At 75.0% G+C, this 20,735-nt stretch carries 17 protein-coding genes; 12 read left to right on the plus strand and 5 right to left on the minus strand.

The window, feature by feature from the left end; all coding sequences use genetic code 11:
• Nucleotides 1-74: 74 nt before the first annotated feature.
• The 3 genes from AB0D29_RS14525 to AB0D29_RS14535 form a co-directional block, all read right to left on the minus strand.
• On the minus strand, nucleotides 75-1,607 hold the full coding sequence (locus tag AB0D29_RS14525; RefSeq protein ID WP_362854269.1) for an FG-GAP-like repeat-containing protein: 1,533 nt from the start codon (nucleotides 1,605-1,607) through the stop codon (nucleotides 75-77).
• Nucleotides 1,608-1,719: 112 nt separating this feature from the next.
• A complete protein-coding gene (locus AB0D29_RS14530) occupies nucleotides 1,720-2,223 on the minus strand; it encodes a hypothetical protein (RefSeq protein WP_362854270.1) in 504 nt (167 codons plus the stop codon).
• 104 nt (nucleotides 2,224-2,327) lie between these two features.
• A complete protein-coding gene (locus AB0D29_RS14535; RefSeq protein WP_362854271.1) occupies nucleotides 2,328-5,642 on the minus strand; it encodes an ALF repeat-containing protein in 3,315 nt (1,104 codons plus the stop codon).
• Nucleotides 5,643-5,925: 283 nt separating this feature from the next.
• Between AB0D29_RS14535 and AB0D29_RS14540 the strand changes: the two genes are divergently transcribed.
• Both AB0D29_RS14540 and AB0D29_RS14545 read left to right on the plus strand, forming a co-directional pair.
• Nucleotides 5,926-6,855, plus strand: coding sequence for a LysR family transcriptional regulator (locus AB0D29_RS14540; RefSeq protein ID WP_362854273.1), 930 nt, complete (start codon nucleotides 5,926-5,928; stop codon nucleotides 6,853-6,855).
• A gap of 88 nt (nucleotides 6,856-6,943) precedes the next feature.
• Entirely contained in the window at nucleotides 6,944-7,138 is a 195-nt protein-coding gene (locus AB0D29_RS14545; RefSeq protein ID WP_362854275.1) for a hypothetical protein, read from the plus strand.
• Here AB0D29_RS14545 and AB0D29_RS14550 read toward each other — a convergent pair.
• Both AB0D29_RS14550 and AB0D29_RS14555 read right to left on the minus strand, forming a co-directional pair.
• Entirely contained in the window at nucleotides 7,122-10,487 is a 3,366-nt protein-coding gene (locus AB0D29_RS14550; protein ID WP_362854277.1) for a BTAD domain-containing putative transcriptional regulator, read from the minus strand. The two genes, AB0D29_RS14545 and AB0D29_RS14550, sit on opposite strands and share 17 nt — an antisense overlap.
• A 169-nt stretch (nucleotides 10,488-10,656) precedes the next feature.
• Complete coding sequence (locus AB0D29_RS14555) at nucleotides 10,657-11,634, minus strand: helix-turn-helix transcriptional regulator (protein WP_362854279.1); 978 nt, start codon at nucleotides 11,632-11,634, stop codon at nucleotides 10,657-10,659.
• 262 nt (nucleotides 11,635-11,896) lie between these two features.
• Here AB0D29_RS14555 and AB0D29_RS14560 point away from each other — a divergent pair, with 262 nt between their 5' ends.
• The 10 genes from AB0D29_RS14560 to AB0D29_RS14605 are packed head-to-tail and all read left to right on the plus strand — an operon-like array spanning nucleotide 11,897 to nucleotide 20,715.
• Nucleotides 11,897-12,100 (plus strand): hypothetical protein, encoded by a 204-nt coding sequence (locus AB0D29_RS14560; protein ID WP_362854281.1) that lies wholly within the window; start codon nucleotides 11,897-11,899, stop codon nucleotides 12,098-12,100.
• 9 nt (nucleotides 12,101-12,109) lie between these two features.
• Complete coding sequence (locus AB0D29_RS14565; RefSeq protein ID WP_362854282.1) at nucleotides 12,110-12,430, plus strand: hypothetical protein; 321 nt, start codon at nucleotides 12,110-12,112, stop codon at nucleotides 12,428-12,430.
• 11 nt (nucleotides 12,431-12,441) lie between these two features.
• Nucleotides 12,442-12,654, plus strand: a complete 213-nt coding sequence (locus AB0D29_RS14570; RefSeq protein ID WP_362854284.1) for an MbtH family protein — start codon at nucleotides 12,442-12,444, stop codon at nucleotides 12,652-12,654.
• 4 nt (nucleotides 12,655-12,658) lie between these two features.
• The gene (gene ddaH / locus AB0D29_RS14575; RefSeq protein WP_362854286.1) at nucleotides 12,659-13,507 is read left to right on the plus strand and encodes a dimethylargininase; all 849 of its coding nucleotides are present in this window, start codon (nucleotides 12,659-12,661) and stop codon (nucleotides 13,505-13,507) included.
• The gene (locus AB0D29_RS14580; RefSeq protein ID WP_362854287.1) at nucleotides 13,504-14,625 is read left to right on the plus strand and encodes a TauD/TfdA family dioxygenase; all 1,122 of its coding nucleotides are present in this window, start codon (nucleotides 13,504-13,506) and stop codon (nucleotides 14,623-14,625) included. Before ddaH ends, AB0D29_RS14580 begins: the two co-directional genes overlap by 4 nt.
• Nucleotides 14,618-16,408: a non-ribosomal peptide synthetase gene (locus tag AB0D29_RS14585; protein ID WP_362854289.1), complete on the plus strand. Its 1,791-nt coding sequence runs from the start codon at nucleotides 14,618-14,620 to the stop codon at nucleotides 16,406-16,408. Before AB0D29_RS14580 ends, AB0D29_RS14585 begins: the two co-directional genes overlap by 8 nt.
• On the plus strand, nucleotides 16,405-17,223 hold the full coding sequence (locus AB0D29_RS14590) for an alpha/beta fold hydrolase (RefSeq protein ID WP_362854290.1): 819 nt from the start codon (nucleotides 16,405-16,407) through the stop codon (nucleotides 17,221-17,223). The genes AB0D29_RS14585 and AB0D29_RS14590 overlap by 4 nt, the downstream gene beginning before the upstream one ends.
• A complete protein-coding gene (gene hppD, locus AB0D29_RS14595) occupies nucleotides 17,220-18,302 on the plus strand; it encodes a 4-hydroxyphenylpyruvate dioxygenase (RefSeq protein WP_362854291.1) in 1,083 nt (360 codons plus the stop codon). Before AB0D29_RS14590 ends, hppD begins: the two co-directional genes overlap by 4 nt.
• Nucleotides 18,303-18,337: 35 nt before the next feature.
• A complete protein-coding gene (locus tag AB0D29_RS14600; RefSeq protein ID WP_362854412.1) occupies nucleotides 18,338-19,405 on the plus strand; it encodes an alpha-hydroxy acid oxidase in 1,068 nt (355 codons plus the stop codon).
• On the plus strand, nucleotides 19,402-20,715 hold the full coding sequence (locus AB0D29_RS14605; protein WP_362854293.1) for a PLP-dependent aminotransferase family protein: 1,314 nt from the start codon (nucleotides 19,402-19,404) through the stop codon (nucleotides 20,713-20,715). The genes AB0D29_RS14600 and AB0D29_RS14605 overlap by 4 nt, the downstream gene beginning before the upstream one ends.
• Nucleotides 20,716-20,735 lie beyond the last annotated feature (20 nt).

The raw sequence follows: 20,735 nt of genomic DNA on the forward strand, positions 1-20,735 counted from the left end.
GCCCCGGCAAGAGAGTTCTTGCCGGGGCCGGTGGGCAGGTGACGTCGGGGTCCGGGCCGGGGGCCGGTGCCGGGTCAGCTGATGGACTTGATGGCGCCCCAGCCGCCGCTGCCGACCTGGGTGCTCGGGCCGTCGATGGGGCCGTGGATGTCGGTGCCGCCCTTGTAGAACTTGAGGGTGCCGTCGCCGGCGGTGGCCCACATGTCGGCCGTGCCGTCGAGGTTGGCGTCCGCGGCGCCGGCGATGAGCGGCCGGTTGGCGGTGGTGTAGGCGCGGCCGAACTCGTTGAGGTCGCTGAAGGTCTTCCCGTCCGGCTGGCCGAGGTATGCGTAGAGGATGCCGTCACGGGTGTCGCGGGCCAGCAGGTCGGGGCGGCCGTCCTTGTTGGCGTCGCCGAGAGCGCTCAGGTCCATGACGTCCCAGCCGCCGTTGCCGATGACGACGGGAGCGCCGACGGCCGCGGCAGTGCCGACGACACCGGGGTACAGGAAGAGCTTGTTGGTGTGCGTGACGACCAGGTCCGGCTTCCCGTCGCGGTTGGTGTCACCGATGCTGACGACCTGGGCGGTGGCGGGCAGACCACTGGCGATCTTGATCGGCGCGCCCAGGGTGCCGTTGCCGAGGTTGGGGTAGACGCGGATCTCGCCGCCGACGCGGGCGACGACGTCCTCCATGGCGTCGCCGTTCCAGTCGCCCCGGTGCGTCACGGAGGCTCCCGACCAGCCGCCGCTGCCGATGATCGTGTGCGCGCCGAGGCCGCCGGTGCCCGTACCGGGGTACAGGCGCAGCTTGCCGGTGTCGTCGACCGCGACGAGGTCCGGCTTGTTGTCGCCGGTCAGGTCGCCCGGAACGGCGTACGACGTGCTCGCGACCCAGGAGCGCACGTCGTCCACGCGAGTCGCGACGGCCCCCGTACGGGTCTCCGTGGACGGCGTGCCGAGGCATCCGCCCTGCCACGAACGGCTGGTGACGGCGAGGAGCTCCTGGGTGCCGTTCTTCTCGCGCAGCACGGGGCCGCCCGCGTCACCCTGGCAGATGACCCCGTCGCCGGAGGCGGTCAGAGCGAGGTCGGCGGAGCCGTTGCCGACGGCCGTGAAGGCAGCGGTGTGCAGGCGGTCGGGGACCCAGGTGGTCTTGGTCCGGCCGAAGCCGGCCGCCCGCACGGCCTCGTCGGCGCCGGCGGGAGTGGTGGCCAGGACGGCCGGCTTCAGGTTGGCGATGCCGGTGTCCAGTTTCACCATGACGAGATCCCGCTCAGGGTGCGGGACGAGCCGGATCGCGGAGCGGGTGGCTCCCGCGGTGGTCTGGGTCAGGTCCGTCCTGCCGACGGTGACCGTGGTGGCGGTCTTGGGCTTGCCGGGCTGGACGGCGCCGGTCGCGTCGGCGAAACAGCTCGCGGCGGACAGGACCCACTGGGGGGCCACGAGGGTGCCCGTGCAAGCGCGCTCGGCGTTGCCGATGACGATGCTGGCGGTGTGGGCGTGGGTGGCCGCGTCGGCCGCGGTTCCCTGCAGGGCGTGCGAAGGCGAGGCCAGCAGGCCTCCGGCCACCGCGGCGAGGACGGCGGAGCCGCCGATCCAAGCTCTGCGCCTACGTGCGTTCGACATGACGTTCTCCGAAAATCGAGTCAGGGCGTTCCGGCCGCGCGACACGGCGGACGGAAGGGTGGTCGCATGCGACGCTCCGGCGGGATCTCCCCCGCCGGCCGTCGGTGAAGGGCTACGAGGAGACGGTGATCTCGACGAGGTCGTGGTCGCGGCGTTCGGGGTCGGCGGCCTGGCCGACGCCCTTCCACTCGTTCGGGGCCACGGTCACGTTCTGCGTGCTGCCCTCGGCGGTCAGCGTCACATCGGCCTCGTGGGTGGCGTCGCCCTTCATCCCGTAGACCGCGGGTATCTCCAGGCTGAGGTGGCCGGTCTTCCCGGTGGCGCGGAAGCAGATCTTGCCCGCGGTCCGGGAGTACACCTCCATCAGGCCCGTGGCGGAGGCGCAGTCGGCGAGGGTGATGTGCCCGTCGCCGCGCTTGAGGGTGATGCCGAGTTCGGTCTGGATCCTCGTGGCGTCCGGGTACCTGAAGTCCTCTGTCGCGTAGGGCGGCAGGTCGGCGCTCACCGCGGCCTTGTCCTGGGCGGGGGCCTCACTGGCGTGCGTCGCGGTGACGGCGAGGGCGATGCAGGCCGCCGCTGCCGCGGTGGTCGCGAGGACGCGTCGTACGAGCTTCATTGCGTTGTTCCTGTCATGCGGAGGGCGGAGGGTTGCGGGCCGTCGATGCGGCCGTGAACGCTGAGGGGGTTGAGGGGCTGAGTGGGTCGATGGGCTGGGGAGGGCTACCACTCCAGCCAGCCGATGACCGTGGTCACGGCTTCACCCGTGAAGTCCGCGACCTTGCCGCCCACCGTGTGGGCCAGGCCCGTCCTCTCGAGATAGCCGGACTTCCCGAGGAACATGCCGCCGAGCACGAACATCCCGAGCGACGTGTGGAACTCGCTGCTGTCCCAGCCGTACGCCTGGCCGGTGAAATAGGCGCTCACCCCCTTGAGGGCCACGGAGACACCGCCGAGCACGAGACCGGCCTGCAACAGGAAGGGTGAGGCCGGGGTGGGGATGAGGCCGAGCCCCATGGAGACGAGCGAGGCCGTGCCGGCGAGCGTGGACCAGTGTTTGGTGACCTTCGCCCAGTCCTTGTCGCTGCCGGTGTCCGAGGGCCACAGTTCCTTTTCCACGTACCAAGGAGTGTCGTTGGCGGTGGTCTGCGAGGGATGGGTGCCGTCCGCCTCGTACCGCCGCGCGTCCTCGGCCGCCTGCCGCGCCTTGGCGATGGCCTCGGCCCTCGCCTTGACGTCGGCGGTCCGGCGGGCCTCGCTGGCCGCGTCGGCGGCCACCCGCGCGTCCTGGCCGGCCTGCAGGGCGGAGTCACGGGCCTGGCCGGCGCTCGCCTGGGCGCTCGACGCCGAGGAGACCGCCTGCCGCGCCGATGCCATGGCCTGCCGCATCGAATAGTTCGCGGAACGGGAGGCCACCTGGGCCGCGGAGGCCGCCTGCTTGGCACTCGCCGCCGACTTGGCCGCTTCGGCAGCCGATGCGTCAGCGGCATTCGCGTTCGTCTTCGCGTCCCGCGCCGCGGTCTCGGCGTCCGCGGCATGCTCCTGTGCCTTCAAGGCCCACTTGTTCGCGTCGGCTGCGGCCTGCCGGGCCTCGGCCGCCGCCTTGCAGGCCAGCGCCGCGTCCTCCAGGGCCTTCGCCGCCACCTTCGCGGCGTGCGCGATCGAGGCACGGATCGCGCAGACGTGGGTGGCGTGGTCCTGGTCCAGGCGGGCGATGTCGAACCTGTCCTGGAGGATGAAATTCCGCCGCATGCGGGCGGGTCCCTCCAGGACGATCTGCGCGGCCGACTTCATGTAGGGGCCGCCGGCCGAGAGGAGGGTGAACACCTGGGCCTGGTCGTCGACCTTCACCGCGTCCGCCAGTTCGACGGTGAGGAAGCGGTGCAGGGCTGCGGCGCTTCCGTCGGCCAGGGCGGCCTCGGCCTTGGACTTGACGTTGCCGCCCGGGTTCTGGTTCAGGAACTCGAACACCATGACGCGGTTCCGCGTGGCGGAGGCTTCGATGACCCCGTGGGTGAGGAAGTCGCGCGCCGCGTTCGGGTCGTCGCTCGCCAGCGCCCGGTGGGCGGCTGCGGCGACCTCCGAGCCGGCCGTCCCGGCCATGGCGAGCACGGTCTCCCGGTCGTCCTGCCGCTCGGCGAGGAGACGGTCGCTGTCGATCCAGTTGGCGACGTCCTGTTCGCCACCGGCGAGGGCGAACTCCGCGGCGTCGCGCGTCCACGTGCCCGGTGAGTCGAGGAGCCGTACGGCGGCCTGCCGGCCGGCCGTGACGGCTGCGGCCAGGTCACCGCCGCGCAACGCCTCGGAGGCGGCCGCGACGAGGTCCTTGATGTCCGTGGCGGTCCTGTCGGCCTGCGTGCGCTCCCTGGCCGCCCGGGCGATTTCCTCGGTCTCGGCCTGCGTCCTGAGGCGGGCCTCCTCGACTCCCATCGTGGTGTCCTCGGCGATACGGGCGCTCTCCGCGTCCCGGGCCGCCCGCTCCACGGCCTGCGCTTCCTTGACCGCGTCGGCTGCCGTGTTGGCGGCCTGCAGCGCGGCCTCCGCGTAGGCGGTGGACCGCTTGGCGTAGTCGATCGCCTTGCCGGCGTTCGCCGCGGCGTCGTCCGCCGCCGCCGCGGCCTTCTCCGCATGGTCGGCGGCGCTGTTCGCGGCGTCGCGTGCGACACGGGCGGCGGCGGAGGCTCGGTTCGCCAGGGTCTGCGAGATGGTCGCGGCGCGGGAGGCGCGTGCGGCGGCCCGATCGGCCTCGGCCGCTGCCGCCCGCGCCTCGGCCGCCTGAGACTTCGCGCTGCCGGCGGAGGCGGCCGCGTCGGCGGCGGCGTTGGCCGCGGCCGCCGCGTTCTGGGCCGCGCTCGTGGCGGCGGCGCAGGCGGCGGACGACTGCTGCGAGGCGACGCCGGCCTGCTCGGCGGCAGCGGCGGCGGTGCGCGCCCGCCCGGCCGCGTCCCGTGCGCCCTGGGCGGCCTGGCGCGCGGCCGAGGCCTTGCCGGCGTCCTTCGAGGCGGCGATGGCTGCGCCGTAGGCCCGCGAGGCGGCGCGGCCCGCGGCGGCGGCGGCGCCGGCGGCGGCCTGCGCGGCCTGCGCGGCGCGGCTGGAGGCGGCCTGAGCGGTACGGGATGCGGAGATGGCCGTGTGTGCGGCGCTCGCGGCGCCCCGTGCGGCACTCGCGGCGCTGTTCGCCGCCTTGGCCGACTTCCGTACGTCGTTCTGCGCCGCCCTCGCCTCGTCGGCGGCCTTCAGCGCGGCGGTCTTCGCCTTCTCCGCCGCGTCCTTGGCCCGGTTCGAGGCGGCCACGGCCTGCTCGGTCTGCAGCTTCGCCCGTCGCCCCTCCCGCACCACGATCCTGACCAGTTGGTCGACCGTCGCGGCTTCCTCGTCACGGGCCCTCGCGATGTGCTGGCCGGAGACGAGGAACTGGCGGATCGCCTCGGGCGACCCGTCGTTCAGGGCGCGCTCCGCGTACTTCTTGACCTCGGGGGAAGCGGTGGTGAGGATCGTGAAGACCTCGGCCCGGTCGTCCTCCTGCTGCGCGGTGTGCTGCGTCGTCTGCAGGAACGTGCGCAGGGCGGCCGGAGTGCCGAGCTCCAGCGCCTTGGCGGCTTCCCGCTTGACGGCGGTCCCGCTGTTGTCCATGACGGTGAAGACCGCTGCCCGCGTGTCCGTGTCGAGCGACTGCGCGTAGCCGCCGCGCAGGTAGGCGGCGATCGCCGCGTCCCCGGCGGACAGGGCCGCGTTCGCGCTCTCGCGGACCGACTTGTCCGCGAGGGGGAGGACGGCGAGTACGCCGAACCGGTTGTCGTCCGCCTTCGCGGGGGGCAGTTCGCCCGTGAGGAAGGCGGAAACTGCGGCCGGGCTGCCGACGAGGGCGGCGGCAGCGGCCTCGCGGACCGCCCGCCCGCCGCTCTGGTAGGCCCGTACGGCCTTGCCCCGGTCGGTATCGGGCAGGCCGTTGCCCGGGGCGCCCTCCGCGGCCCGTGCCGGGCCGGCGCTCAAGGTGACGACGGACCCCATGGCCGGAACGACGGCGGCCCCGGCCATGGTGCTGAGTATCCGGCGTCTGCTCCACAGCGACGGTGGCGTCACGGGCACACCTCTGTGACGTCTTCGCGTGACGGGCAGGGCAGGGTGACGAACTTGCCCAAGGGAGATCTCCTCGGTTCGGATGAGAAGCGGGTGGTCGCGGCATCCTGGCCGGGCGATCGATCGCCGGCCGGGCCGACCCACAGCCTCTCGTTTTGGAGATCGTCCGAACAACACCCAATATTGGAACCCGTGTTTAGCCAGGTTCAACGCACGGGCCGAACAAAGGGGTGGTGCCCGGGTGCTCGAACGCCTGGAAATGGAAGCGTTCCTCGGGCTGGCCGTGGAGCTGCACTTCGGACGTACTGCGGAACGCCTGCACGTGACCACCGGCAGGGTCAGTCAGCTCATCAAGAAACTCGAACGCAGGGTCGGGGCGCCGTTGTTCGAGCGGACCAACCGCAGCGTGCGCCTGACTCCGCTCGGCCAGCGGCTCTACGACGAAGTCCGGCCCGCGTACGAAGAGATCCAGGCCGCCTTCGCCCGCGCCGTCAGCAGCACCCGGGCGACCGTCGACACGTTGCGGGTCGGCTTCATGGGTGCCGCCGCCGGCCAGATCGCCCACCAGGCGGGCGACATGTTCCCCGAACGCGAGCCGGGCTGGCGCGTCCGCATCCGCGAGGTCCAGCTCTTCAACGCCCTGGCGCGACTTCGCGAGGGAGAGGTCGACGTCCTCATCCTCGCCCTGCCGATCAGCGAACCCGACATCGTCGTCGGGCCCGTGCTCTTCTCCGAGGCGCGGATGCTGGCAGTTCCCGCGAACCACGCCCTGGCCCGCCGTGAAAGCGTGACCATGGAGGACCTCGCCGACGTCGCGCTCGTACGCGTCGCCGGCACGCCTCCCGGGGCATGGCTCTCCGAGCTTTGGCCCGACCGCACGCCACAAGGCAGGCCGATCGCCCCGGGCCCCGAGATAGAGACGTTCATGGAAGCCCTGCAAGTGGTCGCTTCAGGAACCGGCGCCGTCATCGTCGGCGAGCAGGTCACCCGGTTCTACACCCGTCCCGGCATCGCCTACGTCCCGCTCACCGGCATACCACGCCTGGACCGGGCTCCCGTCTGGTTGAAGTCGTACAACTCCCCCGCCCTCCGCCCCTTCGTCGCGACCGCCCTCGAGTCGGCCCGCCGCCTGCGGCTGCAGGAGGCGGCCGCCGGCGTATATGAAACGTAGATGGACGGCTGCGAGTGTCCTCGGCAGAACCGCCCGCAAGCCAGCCAGGGGCCGCACACGGCACCTGGACCAACAGACAGGATCCACCGTGCCGCACATCCGCACGTCCGTCACGCGCCGTCTGGCCTTCGTCGTCCCCGCCGCGCTCGTCGCGCTGCTCGCCGTCGGTGCCACCGCCGGCGCCCCCGTCCTCACGGCGGACCGCGGCACGAGCGTCTCGGCCGACGACGCCACCGGGCCCCGCCCGCGCCACGACCACAACGAGTTCAACAGCCGGGCCTGACCGGCACGCGCGTCTCCAGCAGGGTGCGGGCCTCCTCGGCCTCCGGGAGGCCCGCCCGCTCGAACACCTCCAGCGCCTCGGCCGCGTGCCTCAGACCCTCCTCGCGCCGGCCCGCCGCCAGGCAGACCCCGGCGTGGATCAGCAAGGCGTAGCCGCGGTCCCGGCCCCGGCCCGGCACCGTGCGCAGATGGGCCACGGCCCGGGCGGAGGCCTCCAGCGCCTCCCGGGGGCGGCGGAGGTCGCTCAGCGTCCGGGCGCAGCGGTAGTCGGCCTGCGCGCGCTGGCCCGGGATCCGGACCGCGTCGCACAGGTCGAGGCACTCCTCGTACGCGGCCAGCGCCTCCTCCAGCCGGCCGAGCTCGTGCAGGGCCTGCCCGCGCACGCACAGGGCGTGGGCGACCCCGTGGTGGTCGGCCATCTCCCGCAGCGCCTCCAGGGCCTCCTCGCACCCGGGGAGCGCCTCGGCCGCACGGCCCCCGCGGACGCGGGCCAGGGCGGCGTTGAGGGTGATCGTCAGGGCGCCCGAGCGGTGGCCCTGCTCCCGCGCCAGGACGAGCGCCTCGTCGAAGCACTCGGCCGCCTCGCCGAAGCGGTGCTCGAACTGGGCGATCACCCCGAGGTCGTTGTACGCCTGCTGCAGGATCGCCCGGTCGCCCGCCCGGCGGCAGGCCCGCACGGCCAGCTCGGAGGCGGCGCGGGCCCGGCTCAGATCGGTGGCCTGGAGCGCCGCGTTCCCGGTGAGGAAGTGGGCGCGCCCGGCCGCGCGGTCGTTGCCGCGCAGCGTCGCGGCCCGGGCCAGTTCGGCGGCGGTCGCGGTGATCCGCGCGTACGGGATGTCCTGCCCGAACGAGCTGAGCGCGACCAGCAGGTCGGCGGCCATCGTCAGCTGCTCCGTGTCCGCGGCGTCGGGCCGCCGCACCACGTTCTGGACGGCGTGCAGCGCGCAGTCGAACTCCGCGACGACCCAGTCGCGGGCCTCGGTCAGGTCCGCGAGCCGTCCCTCCCCCGGTTCGGCGGCCGCCGCGACGATCGAGCGGTGCACCGGGTCCCCGGGGATCATCCACTGGAAGGCCTCGGCCGCCATGCCCAGCAGGTGGTGCAGGAGGCGGTGCTGCACCGGCGGGCCGGACTCACCGGCCGGGGCGGGCAGGTTGAGCGCGAAGTCCCGTCCCAGCTCGTGGTGGCGGTAGCGGCCCGGCTCCGGTGATTCGAGCAGGGCGGCGTCCACCAGGGCTTCGAGCAGTTCCTCGGCCGCCGGCTCGGCCAGGTCCAGGGCGGCGGCCGCCGCGGCGAGCCCGATGCCGGGCCGGGAGACGGGGGCGAGCCGGCGGAACACGCTCGCCTGGGGCCCGGTCAGCTGGCGGTGGCCCAACTCGAAGACGGCGGCGACGGCCAGGTCGTCGGCGCGCAGTTCGGTCAGCCGGCGCCGCTCGTCGGCGAGGCGAGCCACCAGGTGTGCGACGGTCCAGCCGGGCCGGGCGGCGAGGCGGGCGGCGACGATGCGGACCGCCAGCGGCAGCCGGGCGCAGGCCTCGACCAGCGCGGCCGCGGCCTCCTCCTCCCGGTCCACCCGGTCGGCGCCGACGATCTGGCGCAGCAGCCCGAGCGCCTCCGCCGGGGTGAACTCCGCGAGCTGGACGTGGCGTCCCGACAGCAGCCCGCCCAGGCGGGCCCGGCTGGTGACGACCACGGCGCAGCCCGCGGCGCCCGGGAGCAGCGGTTTGACCTGGGCGATGTCCCGGGCGTCGTCGAGCAGCAGGAGCAGCCGGCGGCCGTCCAGGACGGTGCGGAAGAGCCGGGCGCGGTCCTCCGTGGAGGGCGGCACCTCACGGCGGGGCACGCCGAGGGCGCCGAGCAGGCTGGCCAGGACGGTGCCGGGGTCGGCGGGGTCGCTGCCGGTGCCGCGGAGGTCGGCGTAGAGCTGGCCGTCGGGGTGGGCGTCCTTGACGTGGTGCGCGACCCGCAGGGCCAGGGCGCTCTTGCCGATGCCGCCCATCCCGCTCACGGCGGCGACGGCCAGGGCGGTGCGGGCCGGGTCGCTGAGGACGCCGGTGAGGGCGGCGAGTTCGGCGGCGCGCCCGCTGAAGTCGGTGATGTCGGCCGGGAGCTGGGCGGGCCGGACGTACCCGGTCGCGGCCGGGCCCTGCCCCTGCGCGAGGTCAGGCGCTGCGGCAGCCCCGGACACGGCGGCCCGGGCCGCGTCCTGCATCCCGGCACGGTCGGCTCCCGGGTCCCCGACCCGTGGAGCCCCGAAGGCCTCGGGAACCGTGGCGACCCCGGTGGCTGCCGCGGTCCCGGGCCCGTGCGGCCCCGCCACAGCGGTCCCCGGCACCCCGGCCGGAACGATGCCGTACGCCCCCGCCGGCCCGGCGGCGGGCGCCCCCGTGAACCCGGCCGGTGCCCCGGCAGCCCCGGCGGACGCCGCCGCGAACCCCTCGGGTCCCGCGGGCGCGCCCCCGGAAGCCGGTGCGCCGCCCGGGGCGAGACCGTGCTCTCCCGCGGGTGCCGTCGGCGCGGCGCCGGAGGGCGCGGCCGGGAGGCGTGCGGGCGGCTCGCCCTCGCGGCCGGGGGCCGGGGATGCGGGGGCGGGGAGGAGGGCCGGGTCGCCCGACAGGATGCGGGCGTGCAGGGAGCGGAGGTCCGGGCCCGGGTCCAGGCCGAGTTCGTCGGCCAGCACCTCGCGGGCCCGGCCGAAGACGGCGAGGGCGTCGCCCTGCCGCCCCGCGGCGTACAGCGCGCGCATCAGGAGCCCGTACGGGCGCTCCCGCAGCGGCTCCTCGCGGATGAGGGCGGTGAGCTCGGGAACAGCCCGCTCGTGCCGCCCGAGCAGCAGGTCCACCCCGAGGCGCTCCTCCAGCAGGTGCAGCCGCAGCTCCGCCAAGCGCGAGCGCTGGCTCTCGGCGAACGGACCCGGCACCCCGGCCAGTGGCTCGCCCCGCCACAGGGACCCGGCCTCGGCCAGGGCTTCGGCGCAGACCTCCAACTCCCCGGCCGCGTGGGCGCGGGCGGCCTTCGCCGCCAGCTCCTCGGCCCGTACGGCGTCGACCGAGCCCGGCGGCACCGCGAGCCGGTAGCCGTCGTTCGCGGACTCCAGGATCTGGGCCCCGGTCTTCCCGGACTCCCCGCCCTCCAGCAGCTTCCGCAGCCGCCAGACGTAGGTCCGCAGGATCATCACCGCGGAGCCCGGGGCGGACTCCCCCCAGACCGCGGCGGTCAGTTCGTGCAGCGGCACGACATGGCCCGCGCGGAGCACCAGGACGGCGAGGGTAGCCTGCTGCTGCGGCGGTCCACCGTTCAGCACCGGTCCCCCGTGGGACACGCCCACGGATCCGAGCACGAAGAATTTCAAGAGTTCCCCCTGTGCGCGCGCACAGCTCCACACGGCGGTTGGTCCCCAGTTGTCCTGGACCGCCGTTGTACGGAGCGTCATCCTAAGCGGTTCACATGACCATGCCGTCGGTATGGGTCGCGGCGGCCCGGCCGGGCCCGCGCGGCGGAGCGGAGGGTTGGCGTCCGGGTCACACCCATCCGAGGCGGGCCGCGCGCAGCCCCGCCTCGAACCGGCTGCGGGCGCCCAGCCGTTCGATCAGCGAGGCCATGATCCGCCGGGCGGTGCGGGCCGAGATGTGCAGCTGTCCGGCGGCGGATTCGTCGGTGTGGCCCTCGGCCAGCAGGCCCAGCAGGGAGCGCTCCTGCTCAGTGGGTACGTACACGGCCTCCGACGGGTCCGCGCCCAGCGGTACGGCCGCGCCCCACTCCCGCTCGAAGAGCGCGACCAGCGGGGCGATCATGCCGGGCGCGGAGAGGAACAGCGCGCCCTGGCGGCTGTTCGCCGGGTCGATGGGGACGAGGGCGTGCGTCCGGTCGACCAGCACCATCCGGGTGGGCAGCGCGGCGACCGTACGGAAGGCCCCGCCGCCCGCGAGCAGCGCCCGGCTGTAACGCAGGGTGCCCGCATCCTCCCGTACGAGGTCCAGCCCGATGGTGCGGATGGCTACGCCGCGGCCGAGCACGAGGGCGTCGTTGCGTTCGGCGGCCTCCAGCGCGGCCGCGGACTGGGGACCGCCCGGCATGAAGGTCAGCACCTCGGTCCGGGCCTCCAGCGCCAGGCGCTCCAACCGCCGCTGCACGGCGTCGAGTCCGGCCAGCCGCTCGACGCCCTCGGCCGGGCGGCCGCCGGAGCCGGCGCCCGCGAGGATGCGGACCAGGGCCTGCTGGTGACCCGCGGCCTGGCGGTGCCGACGCACCAGTTCCTCGTGCTGCTGGTCCAAGAGCCGCTGCATCCCGAGGACCGGGTCGACGACGGTGAAGCGGCCGGGCGTCTCGAAGGACGCCTGGACCAGGCGCAGCGCGAAGAGCCGGTCGAGGCAGTCGCGGACCCGGTCGGGCTCCACCCCGAGCCGGGCGGCAAGTTCGACCAGGCCCAGTTCGGGCCGGGCGAGCACCTCCTCGTACACCGTCTGGTCGAGCTCCTCCAGGTCGAGCGTCACGGACATCGGTTCCCCTCTTGGCATGCGGTCGCCCCCGTCGATCTGCGAGCAGCCTGCCTGCCGGAGATCTACGTGACATAGACGCGATCTCTACGCGCGTCGACGGGGCTCCGGTCGGCCGTCGGCGGGGGCCCGGCCGGGGGCGGCTGTCACAAAGCGTCCTGGCCGCTTCCGCCACCCCTGAACCCGTTCCCCCAGGTCAACACCTTGGCCAGGATGGAGGTGTGCCGCTCGGCACCCCTTCCCCACTCCCGATGAGGGCACCTCCATGACTTCTCGCGTCCACACCGCAGTCCGTCCGGTCCGCACCGCTGCCGTGGCCGTCGCCGCGGCCGTCGCCTGCGCCGCGATCGCGCTCACCGCCGGCGGGCCGTCCGGTGCGGACACGGCCGGGGCCGCCGCCGTCCGGGCGGCCTCGGCGCCCCTCCCGGCCGCCCCGGGCGCGGTCACGTACGGCCTCATCTGGGACTGACCCGGGCGCGTGGAGCTGACCCTCGTCTCCCTCATCCCGCCCGGGACCGGGCCCGGCCCCGGTCCCGCGGACGACGGCCGCCTGCTCCGCCTGCTCTGGGGCGCGGCCCGCCCGGAGGAGCGGCTGGAGCACATCAGCGTGCGGAACGGTCCGCACGGCGTGGACCTCGGACTCTTCACCGTGGCCACGCCCGGCACGACCGCCGCGGAGGCCGCACTGGCCATCTGCCGCCGCGTGCTCGCCCCTCCCTCCCCCTTCCACGGCTGGCACCTCGCCACCGGATCCACCAGCCTCGCGCGACCCGGCGCGATCCCCACCACCACGACGTGACAGGAGCACCCGTGACCAACCCCTTCGAGGACGACGAAGCCACCTACTTCGTCCTCGTCAACCAGGAGAACCAGCACTCCCTGTGGCCCGCCTCGATCGAGGTGCCCGCCGGCTGGACGGCCACCCACGGCCCGGCCGGTCGCCAGGACTGCCTGGACCACATCGAGAAGACCTGGACCGACCTGCGCCCGGCCAGTCTGGTCGCCGCCCTCGGGGAGGTCTGAGCCGATGACCGTCCAGCGCACCGCCCGTCCCCGGCACTACCTGATGTGCCGCCCGTCCCACTTCACCGTCGACTACCGCATCAACCCCTGGATGGACCCGGCCAAGCCGACCGACACCGACCTGGCCGTCCTGCAGTGGGAGCGGCTGTACGCCCTCTACCAGGAGCTCGGGCACACGGTCGACCTGATCGACCCGGTTCCGGGGCTGCCCGACATGGTCTACTCGGCCAACGGTGCCACCGTGCTCGGCGACCGCGTCCTGATGGCCCGTTTCCGCCACCCCGAGCGCGCCGCCGAAGCCCCCGCCTACCAGGCCTGGTTCGAGGCCAACGGCTACGCCGAGGTGGTCGCCCCGGAGCACGTCAACGAGGGCGAGGGCGACTACCTGGTCGCCGGGTCCCGGATCCTGGCGGGCACCGGCTTCCGTACCGACCCGGCCTCGCACGCCGAGGCCGAACGGGTGCTCGGCGCCCCGGTGGTGGGCCTGACCCTGGTCGACCCGCGCTTCTACCACCTGGACACCGCCCTCGCCGTGCTCGACGACGACGAGATCATGTACTTCCCCGGTGCCTTCTCGGCCGAGTCGCAGGCCGTGCTGCGCGCGCTGTACCCGGACGCGCTGCTGGCCACGGAGGAGGACGCCGAGGTCTTCGGGCTGAACGCGCTCTCCGACGGGCGGAACGTCCTGCTCGCCGAGGCCGCCCGCGGGCTCGCGGACCGGCTGGCCGAGCGCGGATTCACGCCGATCGGCGTCGACCTGTCCGAACTGTTCAAGGGCGGCGGCAGCGTCAAGTGCTGCACCCTGGAGCTCCGTCACTCCGCGCAGGCGCCGACCGCGGGCGGTGCCGCATGAGCCCGCACCCGACCACCCCCGCACCGGCCACCACTGCCGAGGCCACCGCCGCCGAGGCCGCCCCGTTCGCAGGCGTCCCCTTCGCGGGTGTCCCCTTCGCGGGCGTCCTCGACTGGCTCACCGAGCCCGGCGCCCCGGCCACCGTCCGCGCCCCCGAGCTGGCCGACGCGGCCGCCGCGCGGGACTGGATCGCCGAGCACCACGCCGAACTGCGCGCCGGACTCGACCGGTTCGGCGCCGTGTACGTGAGCGGGCTGCCGGTCCGCAGCGTCGACGACTTCGCCGTCGTCCGCGACGAGCTGGTCCGCCGGGCCACCCCGTACCGCGAGAAGGCCACCCCCCGCAGCGACTTCGGCTCCGGCGTCTTCTCCTCCACCGACCTGCCCGCCGCGCAGGCGATCCGCCCGCACAACGAGAACAGCTACACGCTGACCTTCCCCGGCCTGCTGCTCTTCGGCTGCCTGACCGCCCCCGAGGAGGGCGGCGCGACCCCTGTCACCGACTGCCGCGAGGTGCTGCGCTCGCTCCCCGCCGCTCTGGTCGAGCGGATGCGCGCCTCCGGCTGGGTCCTGACCCGCACCTACTCGCAGACCCTCTCGGTCGCCTGGCAGTCCGCCTTCGGGGCCACCACCCGCGAGGAGGTGGAGGCGTACTGCGCCGAGAACGCCATCGCCTGCGCCTGGGACGAAGAGGGCACGCTGCGCACCAGCCAGGTGCGGCCGGGCATCGTCCGCCATCCGCGGACCGGCGACGAAGTCTGGTTCAACCACATGGCGTTCTGGAACCGCTTCTCGCTGGACGAGGAGCTGCGCGAGGTCCTGCTGGACGAACTCGGCCCCGGGGGGCTGCCCTTCGACACGGGTCTCGGTGACGGCGTCCCGCTGACGGAGGCGGACCTGGCGGCCGTCAACGCCGCCTACGAGCGGGCCACCGTGCGCCGCGCCTGGCAGCCGGGGGACCTGCTGATCGTCGACAACGTCCTGACCGCGCACGGCCGCGACCCCTTCCGCGGCGACCGGCGGATCGTCGTCGCCATGGGCGACCCGGTCGCGGTGGCGGACTGCGCCCCGACCGTCGCCCCGCGCGCCGGAACCGTGGCGGCGGTGTCCCGTGGCTGAGCCGACGAACCTGGTGGAGCGGTTCCTGGAGACCGCCCGGACCTTCCCCGGCCGGGCCGCGGTGCACGCCGCGGACGGCGCCCTGACCTTCGAGGAGCTGGCCGGGCGCACGGCCCGGCTGGCGGCGGCGCTGCGCGCGCTCGGCGTCCGCCCGGGCGACCGGGTCGGCGTGAGCCTGCCCCGCGGCACGGGCTGGGCCGTGGCCCCGCTGGCGGTGTGGCGGGCCGGTGCGGCCTACGTCCCGCTGGACCCGGCGTACCCCGGGGAGCGGCTCGCGCACATCGCGGCCGACGCCGGGCTGCGTGCGGTGGTCGGGCGGGCGGGGGACGCGGCCGAGTGGGCCGAGGGCCTGCCGGTCCTGGACCCGGACACGGCCGCCCCGGACACGGCGCTCCCGGACACGGCGGCGCCTGCCGCGCAGGCCGACGCGGAGCCGTCCGGCCGTGCCGGGCACCCGGCCACCACGGCCTACGTCATCCACACCTCGGGCTCCAGCGGACCGCCCAAGGGTGTGGAGGTCACTCACGCCGGCGTTGCCGCCCTCGTCGCGGGCCTGGAAGAGCGGGGCGTCTACCCGTCCGGCCACCGCGTGGTCGCCTGGAACGCCAGCCTGTCCTTCGACGCGTCCGTGCAGCAGTGGGTCCGCGTGTGCCGCGGCGACACCCTGGTCGTCCTGGACGACGAGGACCGCACGGACCCGGCCCGGCTGGACGCGCTGCTCGACGCGTACGGCGTGACCGACCTCGACTGCACCCCCTCGCACTGGCGGCTGACCGGTCCGCGGCTGCGGCCCGGGCGTCCGCTGCGACTGCTGCTGGGCGGCGAGCCGGTGCCGGTACCGATGTGGCGGGCGCTGGCCGAGGACCCGGCCGTGGAGGCCTGGAACCTGTACGGCCCGACCGAGTGCACCGTCGACGCCACCGCGACCCGGATCACCGGGGCCGCCCCGCGCCTGGGCGAGCCGCTGGTCGGGGTCCGCGCCCAGGTCCTCGACGAGGGGCTGCGGCCGGCCGCCACGGGCGAGCTGTACCTGGCCGGTCCGGGCGTGGCCGTCGGCTACGTCGGCCGGCCCGGGCTGACCGCCTCGCGGTTCGTCGCGGACCCCTTCGCCACCGACGGCAGCCGGATGTACCGCACGGGCGACCTGGTGCGCTGGCGGGCCGGCTCCGGTCTGGAGTTCCTGCGCCGCACCGACCGGCAGCTCAAGGTCCGCGGCTTCCGGGTGGAGCCGGGCGAGCTGGAGGACCGGCTGCGCGACCACGCGGCGGTGGAGGCGGCCGTCGCCGTGACCCGGACCGGGCCGGACGGCGACACCCTCCTCGCGGCGTACTGCGTCCTGGCTCCCGGGGCCCGGGTGAGCGACGCGGAGCTGCGCCGGCACTGCGGGGCCGCGCTGCCCGCGTACTTCGTCCCGTCCGTCTTCGTCACGCTCGACGCGCTCCCGCTGACGCCGAACGGCAAGGTGGACACCGAGGCGCTGCCGCCGCTGCCGACGGCCCCCGCAGCCGGGCCGGAGTCCTCCGGGCGCGCCCCCGAGGGCCCGCTGGAAGTACTGATCGCGACCGTGTGGGCCGAGGTCCTCGGCCGGGACGGCGTCGACGCGGACGCGAACTTCTTCGCGCTCGGCGGCCATTCGCTGCTGGCGCTGCGCGTGGTGTCCCGGCTGAAGAAGAACGCCGGGATCGCACTGCGGACCAAGGACGTCTACCGCTTCCCGGTCCTCGCGGACCTGGCCCGGCACGCGCAGTCGGTGCACGCCCTGGCCGCCGGGGAGGCCTCGTGAGCGTCCTCGACACCACCGCGGTGCGCCTGAAGGAGACCGGGGAGGGCGCGCCCACTCTGGTCTGCCTCGCCTTCTGCGGCGGGGGCACCGCCACCTTCCACGACTGGATCCCGGCACTGCCGGACGGCGCCGGCCTGGTGGCCGTCTGCTATCCGGGGCGCGAGGGGCGGTTCGCCGAGGAGTTCGCCCGTACCTGGGACGAGCTCGCGACGGACGCCGCCGCCGGGGTCGCGGCGGTGGCCGGACAGGGCCCGTACGTCCTGTTCGGGCACAGCATGGGCGGCTGGATGGCCTTCGACGTCACCGTACGGCTCGCCGCGGCGGGCGCGCCCGCGCCGCGCGCCCTGGTCGTCTCCGCCTGCAACGCCCCGGACCGCGGGGTCACCGACCGGGACCGGTTCCTGGACCGGGGACAGCGCGACGACGAGCTGCTCGGCTGGATGAGCACCCACGGCCTGCTGCCCGAGCACGTCCTCGAAGAGCCCGAGCTGACCGAGATGGCCGTGGAGCTGATGCGGGCCGACCTGGCCGCCCGGGACACCTTCGCCCACACCCCCGGCGCCCGGACCGGCGTCCCGCTCCAGGTGTTCTCCGGGGACGCGGACCCGGTCATCGGCGCGGACGCGGGTCCGCGCTGGGCGGCGCTGACCGACGGCCCGTTCCGCCACGACGTCCTGCCCGGCGGCCACTTCTACACCCCGGAGGTGTGGCGGGGCCTGCCCGCCCGGATCACCTCCCTGACGACCGGGGCCGCCGCGGCCCCCACCCCCGTGCTCTCCGTGTCCGCCGCCCCGCGAGGGACGGCGGCCCCATGACGAACGGCAGCTCCATGACCTTCTCCCCCGCCTTCGGCATCAGCCACGTCGAGTCCTACGTCGCCGACCTCGCGTCGGCGGCGGCCGAGATGACCGGCCGCTTCGGTTTCCGTGCGGTCGCCCGCGCCGCGTCCGCCGACGCGGAGTCCCTGCTCCTGCGCCAGGGCCGGATCTCCCTCGTCCTCACCCAGGCCCGTTCGCCGCACCACCCGGGCGCCGCCTACGTCCTGGCCCATGGCGACGGCGTCGCCGACATCGCGCTGAGCGTGCCCGACGTGGCCGCCGTCTTCGACGAGGCGGTCTCCCGCGGCGCGGTCCCCCTGGCCGTGCCGCGCCGCGACCCCGACGGCCGCACCCGGGCCGTGGTCGCCGGGTTCGGCGACGTCGTGCACACCCTCGTCGAGCCGGACCCGGCCGGTCTGCCCCCGGGCTTCACCCCGCTGCCGGACGCCGCCGCACCGGACGCGGACGGCGAACTCCTGGAGGAGCTGGACCACTTCGCGGTCTGCCTGCCCGCCGGACAACTCGCCCGGACCGTGGAGTTCTACACCCGCGTCCTCGGCTTCCGCATGATCTTCCAGGAGCTCATCCGGGTCGGCGGGCAGGCCATGGACTCCAAGGTGGTGCAGAGCGCCTCCGGCGGGGTCACCCTGACCCTGATCGAGCCCGACACCTCCCGCGAGCCGGGGCAGATCGACCGGTTCCTCGCCGAGCACGGCGGCGCGGGCGTCCAGCACATCGCCTTCGCCTCCCGGGACGTCGTCCGGGCGGTCGGGGCGCTGCGCGAGCGCGGCGTGGAGTTCCTGAGCGTCCCCGACACCTACTACACGATGCTCGCGGACCGGCTCGACCTGGCCCGGCACTCCACGCAGGAGCTCCAGCGCATCAGCGTCCTGGTCGACGAGGACCACGACGGGCAGCTCTTCCAGATCTTCACCCGCTCCACCCACCCGCGCCGCACCCTCTTCCACGAGGTGATCGAGCGGTTCGGCGCCCGCACCTTCGGCAACGGCAACATCAAGGCCCTGTACGAGGCCGTCGAGGCCGAGCGGCTGGGCGCCGGAGAGGTCCTGCGGTGAGCGCCGGTCACGACACCGCCCCGGTCCCGGTCCGGCTGGAGGACTTCGCCGGTCCCGCCCGCCGGGCCCTGCCCCCGGAGGTCTGGGACTTCATCGCGGGCGGCAGCGGCGAGGAGCTGACCCTGGCCGCCAACCGGGCCGCCCTGGACCGGATCCGCCTCGTCCCCCGCGTCCTGTCGGGTCCCGGGGCCCGCGACACCTCGGCCGAACTCCCGGGCGGCCGGGCGGCCCTGCCCGTGGCGGTCGCGCCCATGGCCTACCAGCGGCTGCTCCACCCCGAGGGCGAGCTGGCCACGGCCCGCGCGGCGGCGGCCGCCGGGGTGCCGTTCACCCTGAGCACGCTGAGCAGCGTGCCGGTGGAGGAGGTCACGGCGCTGGGCGGGGTCACCTGGTTCCAGGTGTACTGCCAGCGGGACCCGGGGCTCACCGCCGAGCTGGTGCGGCGCGCCGAGGACGCGGGCTGCACCGCGGTGATGGTCACGGTCGACGTCCCCTCGATGGGCCGGCGCCTGCGCGACCTGCGCAACGGCTTCGCCCTGCCGGCGGGCGTGACGGCCGCTCACCTCGACCCGGCCACGACCCGCCGGGCCGCCGAGCGCCGGGCCGGGACGTGCGCGGTGGCGGAGCACACCGCCGAGTCCTTCGCCCGCGCCCTGGGCTGGGACGACCTGGCCCGGCTGCGGGAGCAGACGGGACTGCCGCTGATCGTCAAGGGGATCCTCGATCCGGGTGACGCCGCGACCGCGAGCGCGGTCGGTGCGGACGCCGTCGTCGTCTCCAACCACGGCGGCCGCCAGCTCGACGGCGCGGTCGCCAGCGCGGACATGCTGCCCGCGGTCCGGGAGGCGGTCCCGCCGTCCTGCCGGCTGCTGCTGGACAGCGGGATCCGCGGCGGGACCGACGTCCTGAAGGCCCTGGCGCTCGGCGCGGACGGGGTGCTGCTGGGCCGCCCCGTCCTCTGGGGGCTGGCCGCGGACGGCGCGGAGGGCGTGTCCCGGGTGCTGGGGCTGCTGGCGGCCGAACTGCGCTCCGCCCTGGAGCTGTCGGGCTGTGGCACCCCCGCCGACGCGCCCTGGCTGACGACGCTGGGGGCGGGCCGGTGACCCTCACGACCGTGGCCCTGGACCGGGCCGATCTGCACGCGTCCCTCGCGGACCCCGCGCTGCTGTCCATGACCTTCCTCAACGAGATCGCGGGACGGTTCCCCGAGGCGGTCTCCTTCGCCCCCGGGCGGCCGACGGAGGACTTCTTCGACCCGTCCGACCTGCACCGCTACCTCGACGCGTACATCCGCCACCTCACCGCGGACAAGGGCTACGACGCGGCCGGGGTGCGGCGGGAGCTGTTCCAGTACGGCCGCACCAAGGGCGTCGTGCACGAGCTGATCGCCCGTCACCTCGAACGGGACGAGGGCATCGTCTGCGACCCGGAGGCCGTCCTGGTCACGGTGGGCGCGCAGGAGGCGCTGTGGCTCGTGCTGCGCGCCCTGAAGGCCGGCCCGCGGGACGTGGTGCTGGCCCTGGACCCGACGTACGTCGGACTGACGGGCGCGGCCCGGCTGCTGGACCTCCCGGTGCGGTCGGTGCCCGAGGGCCCCCGCGGGGTGCGTCCGGAGCAGGTGCGCGAGCGGATCCGCGAGGTCCGCGCGGCCGGGGAGCGGCCCCGGGCGCTGTACCTGGTGCCGGACTTCTCCAACCCGAGCGGCCACTCCCTGGACACGGGGACGCGCCGGGAGCTGCTGGAGGTCGCGGAGCAGGAGGACGTGCTGCTGCTGGAGGACAACCCGTACGGGTACTTCCGGGTGGCGGACGACGACTCCCGGCCGCCGACGCTGAAGGCCCTCGACACCGGGCAGCGGGTCGTCTACCTGGGCTCGCTGTCCAAGACCTGCTTCCCCGGCGCCCGAGTGGGCTTCGCCGTCGCGGACCAGCGGGTCACGGGGGCGGGCGGCCCGGCACTGCTGGCCGACGAACTGGCCCGGGCCAAGAGCATGCTGACCGTCAACACCCCGCCGGTGACGCAGGCGCTGGTCGGCGGCATGCTGCTGGAGCACGGCGGCAGCCTGCTGGAGGCCAACCGCCGCCAGATCGACGTCTACCGGCGCAACCTGCGCTGTCTGCTCCAGGGGCTGCACCGGCGGTTCGCCCGGATGTCCGGGGTCCGGTGGATCGCCCCCGCGGGCGGGTTCTTCGTCGTGCTCGACGTGCCGTTCCCGGTGACCGACGCCCTGGTCGAGGAGGCCGCCGTCCGGCACGGGGTGCTCTTCACCCCGATGCGCCACTTCAGCGAGCAGGAGCGGGCCGGGCGGCAACTGCGGCTGTCGTGCAGCTCCTTGGACCCCGACCGGATCGAGGACGGGCTCGACCGGCTGGCGGCACTGATCGACGAGCACGGCGCGGCAGCGCATGGCTGAGCCCGCCGCCCCGCCCGTAC

Origin of the sequence: Streptomyces sp. NPDC048424 (assembly GCF_040651555.1) — a bacterium.
GTDB lineage: Bacteria > Actinomycetota > Actinomycetes > Streptomycetales > Streptomycetaceae > Streptomyces.

Excerpts from the sequence above, each read along its gene's own strand:
- ddaH (WP_362854286.1), top strand. The coding sequence starts at position 12,659 with ATGACCGTCCAGCGCACCGCCCGTCCCCGGCACTACCTGATGTGCCGC.
- AB0D29_RS14560 (WP_362854281.1), top strand. The coding sequence starts at position 11,897 with ATGACTTCTCGCGTCCACACCGCAGTCCGTCCGGTCCGCACCGCTGCC.
- AB0D29_RS14525 (WP_362854269.1), bottom strand. The coding sequence starts at position 1,607 with ATGTCGAACGCACGTAGGCGCAGAGCTTGGATCGGCGGCTCCGCCGTC.
- AB0D29_RS14535 (WP_362854271.1), bottom strand. The coding sequence starts at position 5,642 with ATGGCCGGGGCCGCCGTCGTTCCGGCCATGGGGTCCGTCGTCACCTTG.
- AB0D29_RS14555 (WP_362854279.1), bottom strand. The coding sequence starts at position 11,634 with ATGTCCGTGACGCTCGACCTGGAGGAGCTCGACCAGACGGTGTACGAG.
- hppD (WP_362854291.1), top strand. The coding sequence starts at position 17,220 with ATGACGAACGGCAGCTCCATGACCTTCTCCCCCGCCTTCGGCATCAGC.
- AB0D29_RS14530 (WP_362854270.1), bottom strand. The coding sequence starts at position 2,223 with ATGAAGCTCGTACGACGCGTCCTCGCGACCACCGCGGCAGCGGCGGCC.
- AB0D29_RS14580 (WP_362854287.1), top strand. The coding sequence starts at position 13,504 with ATGAGCCCGCACCCGACCACCCCCGCACCGGCCACCACTGCCGAGGCC.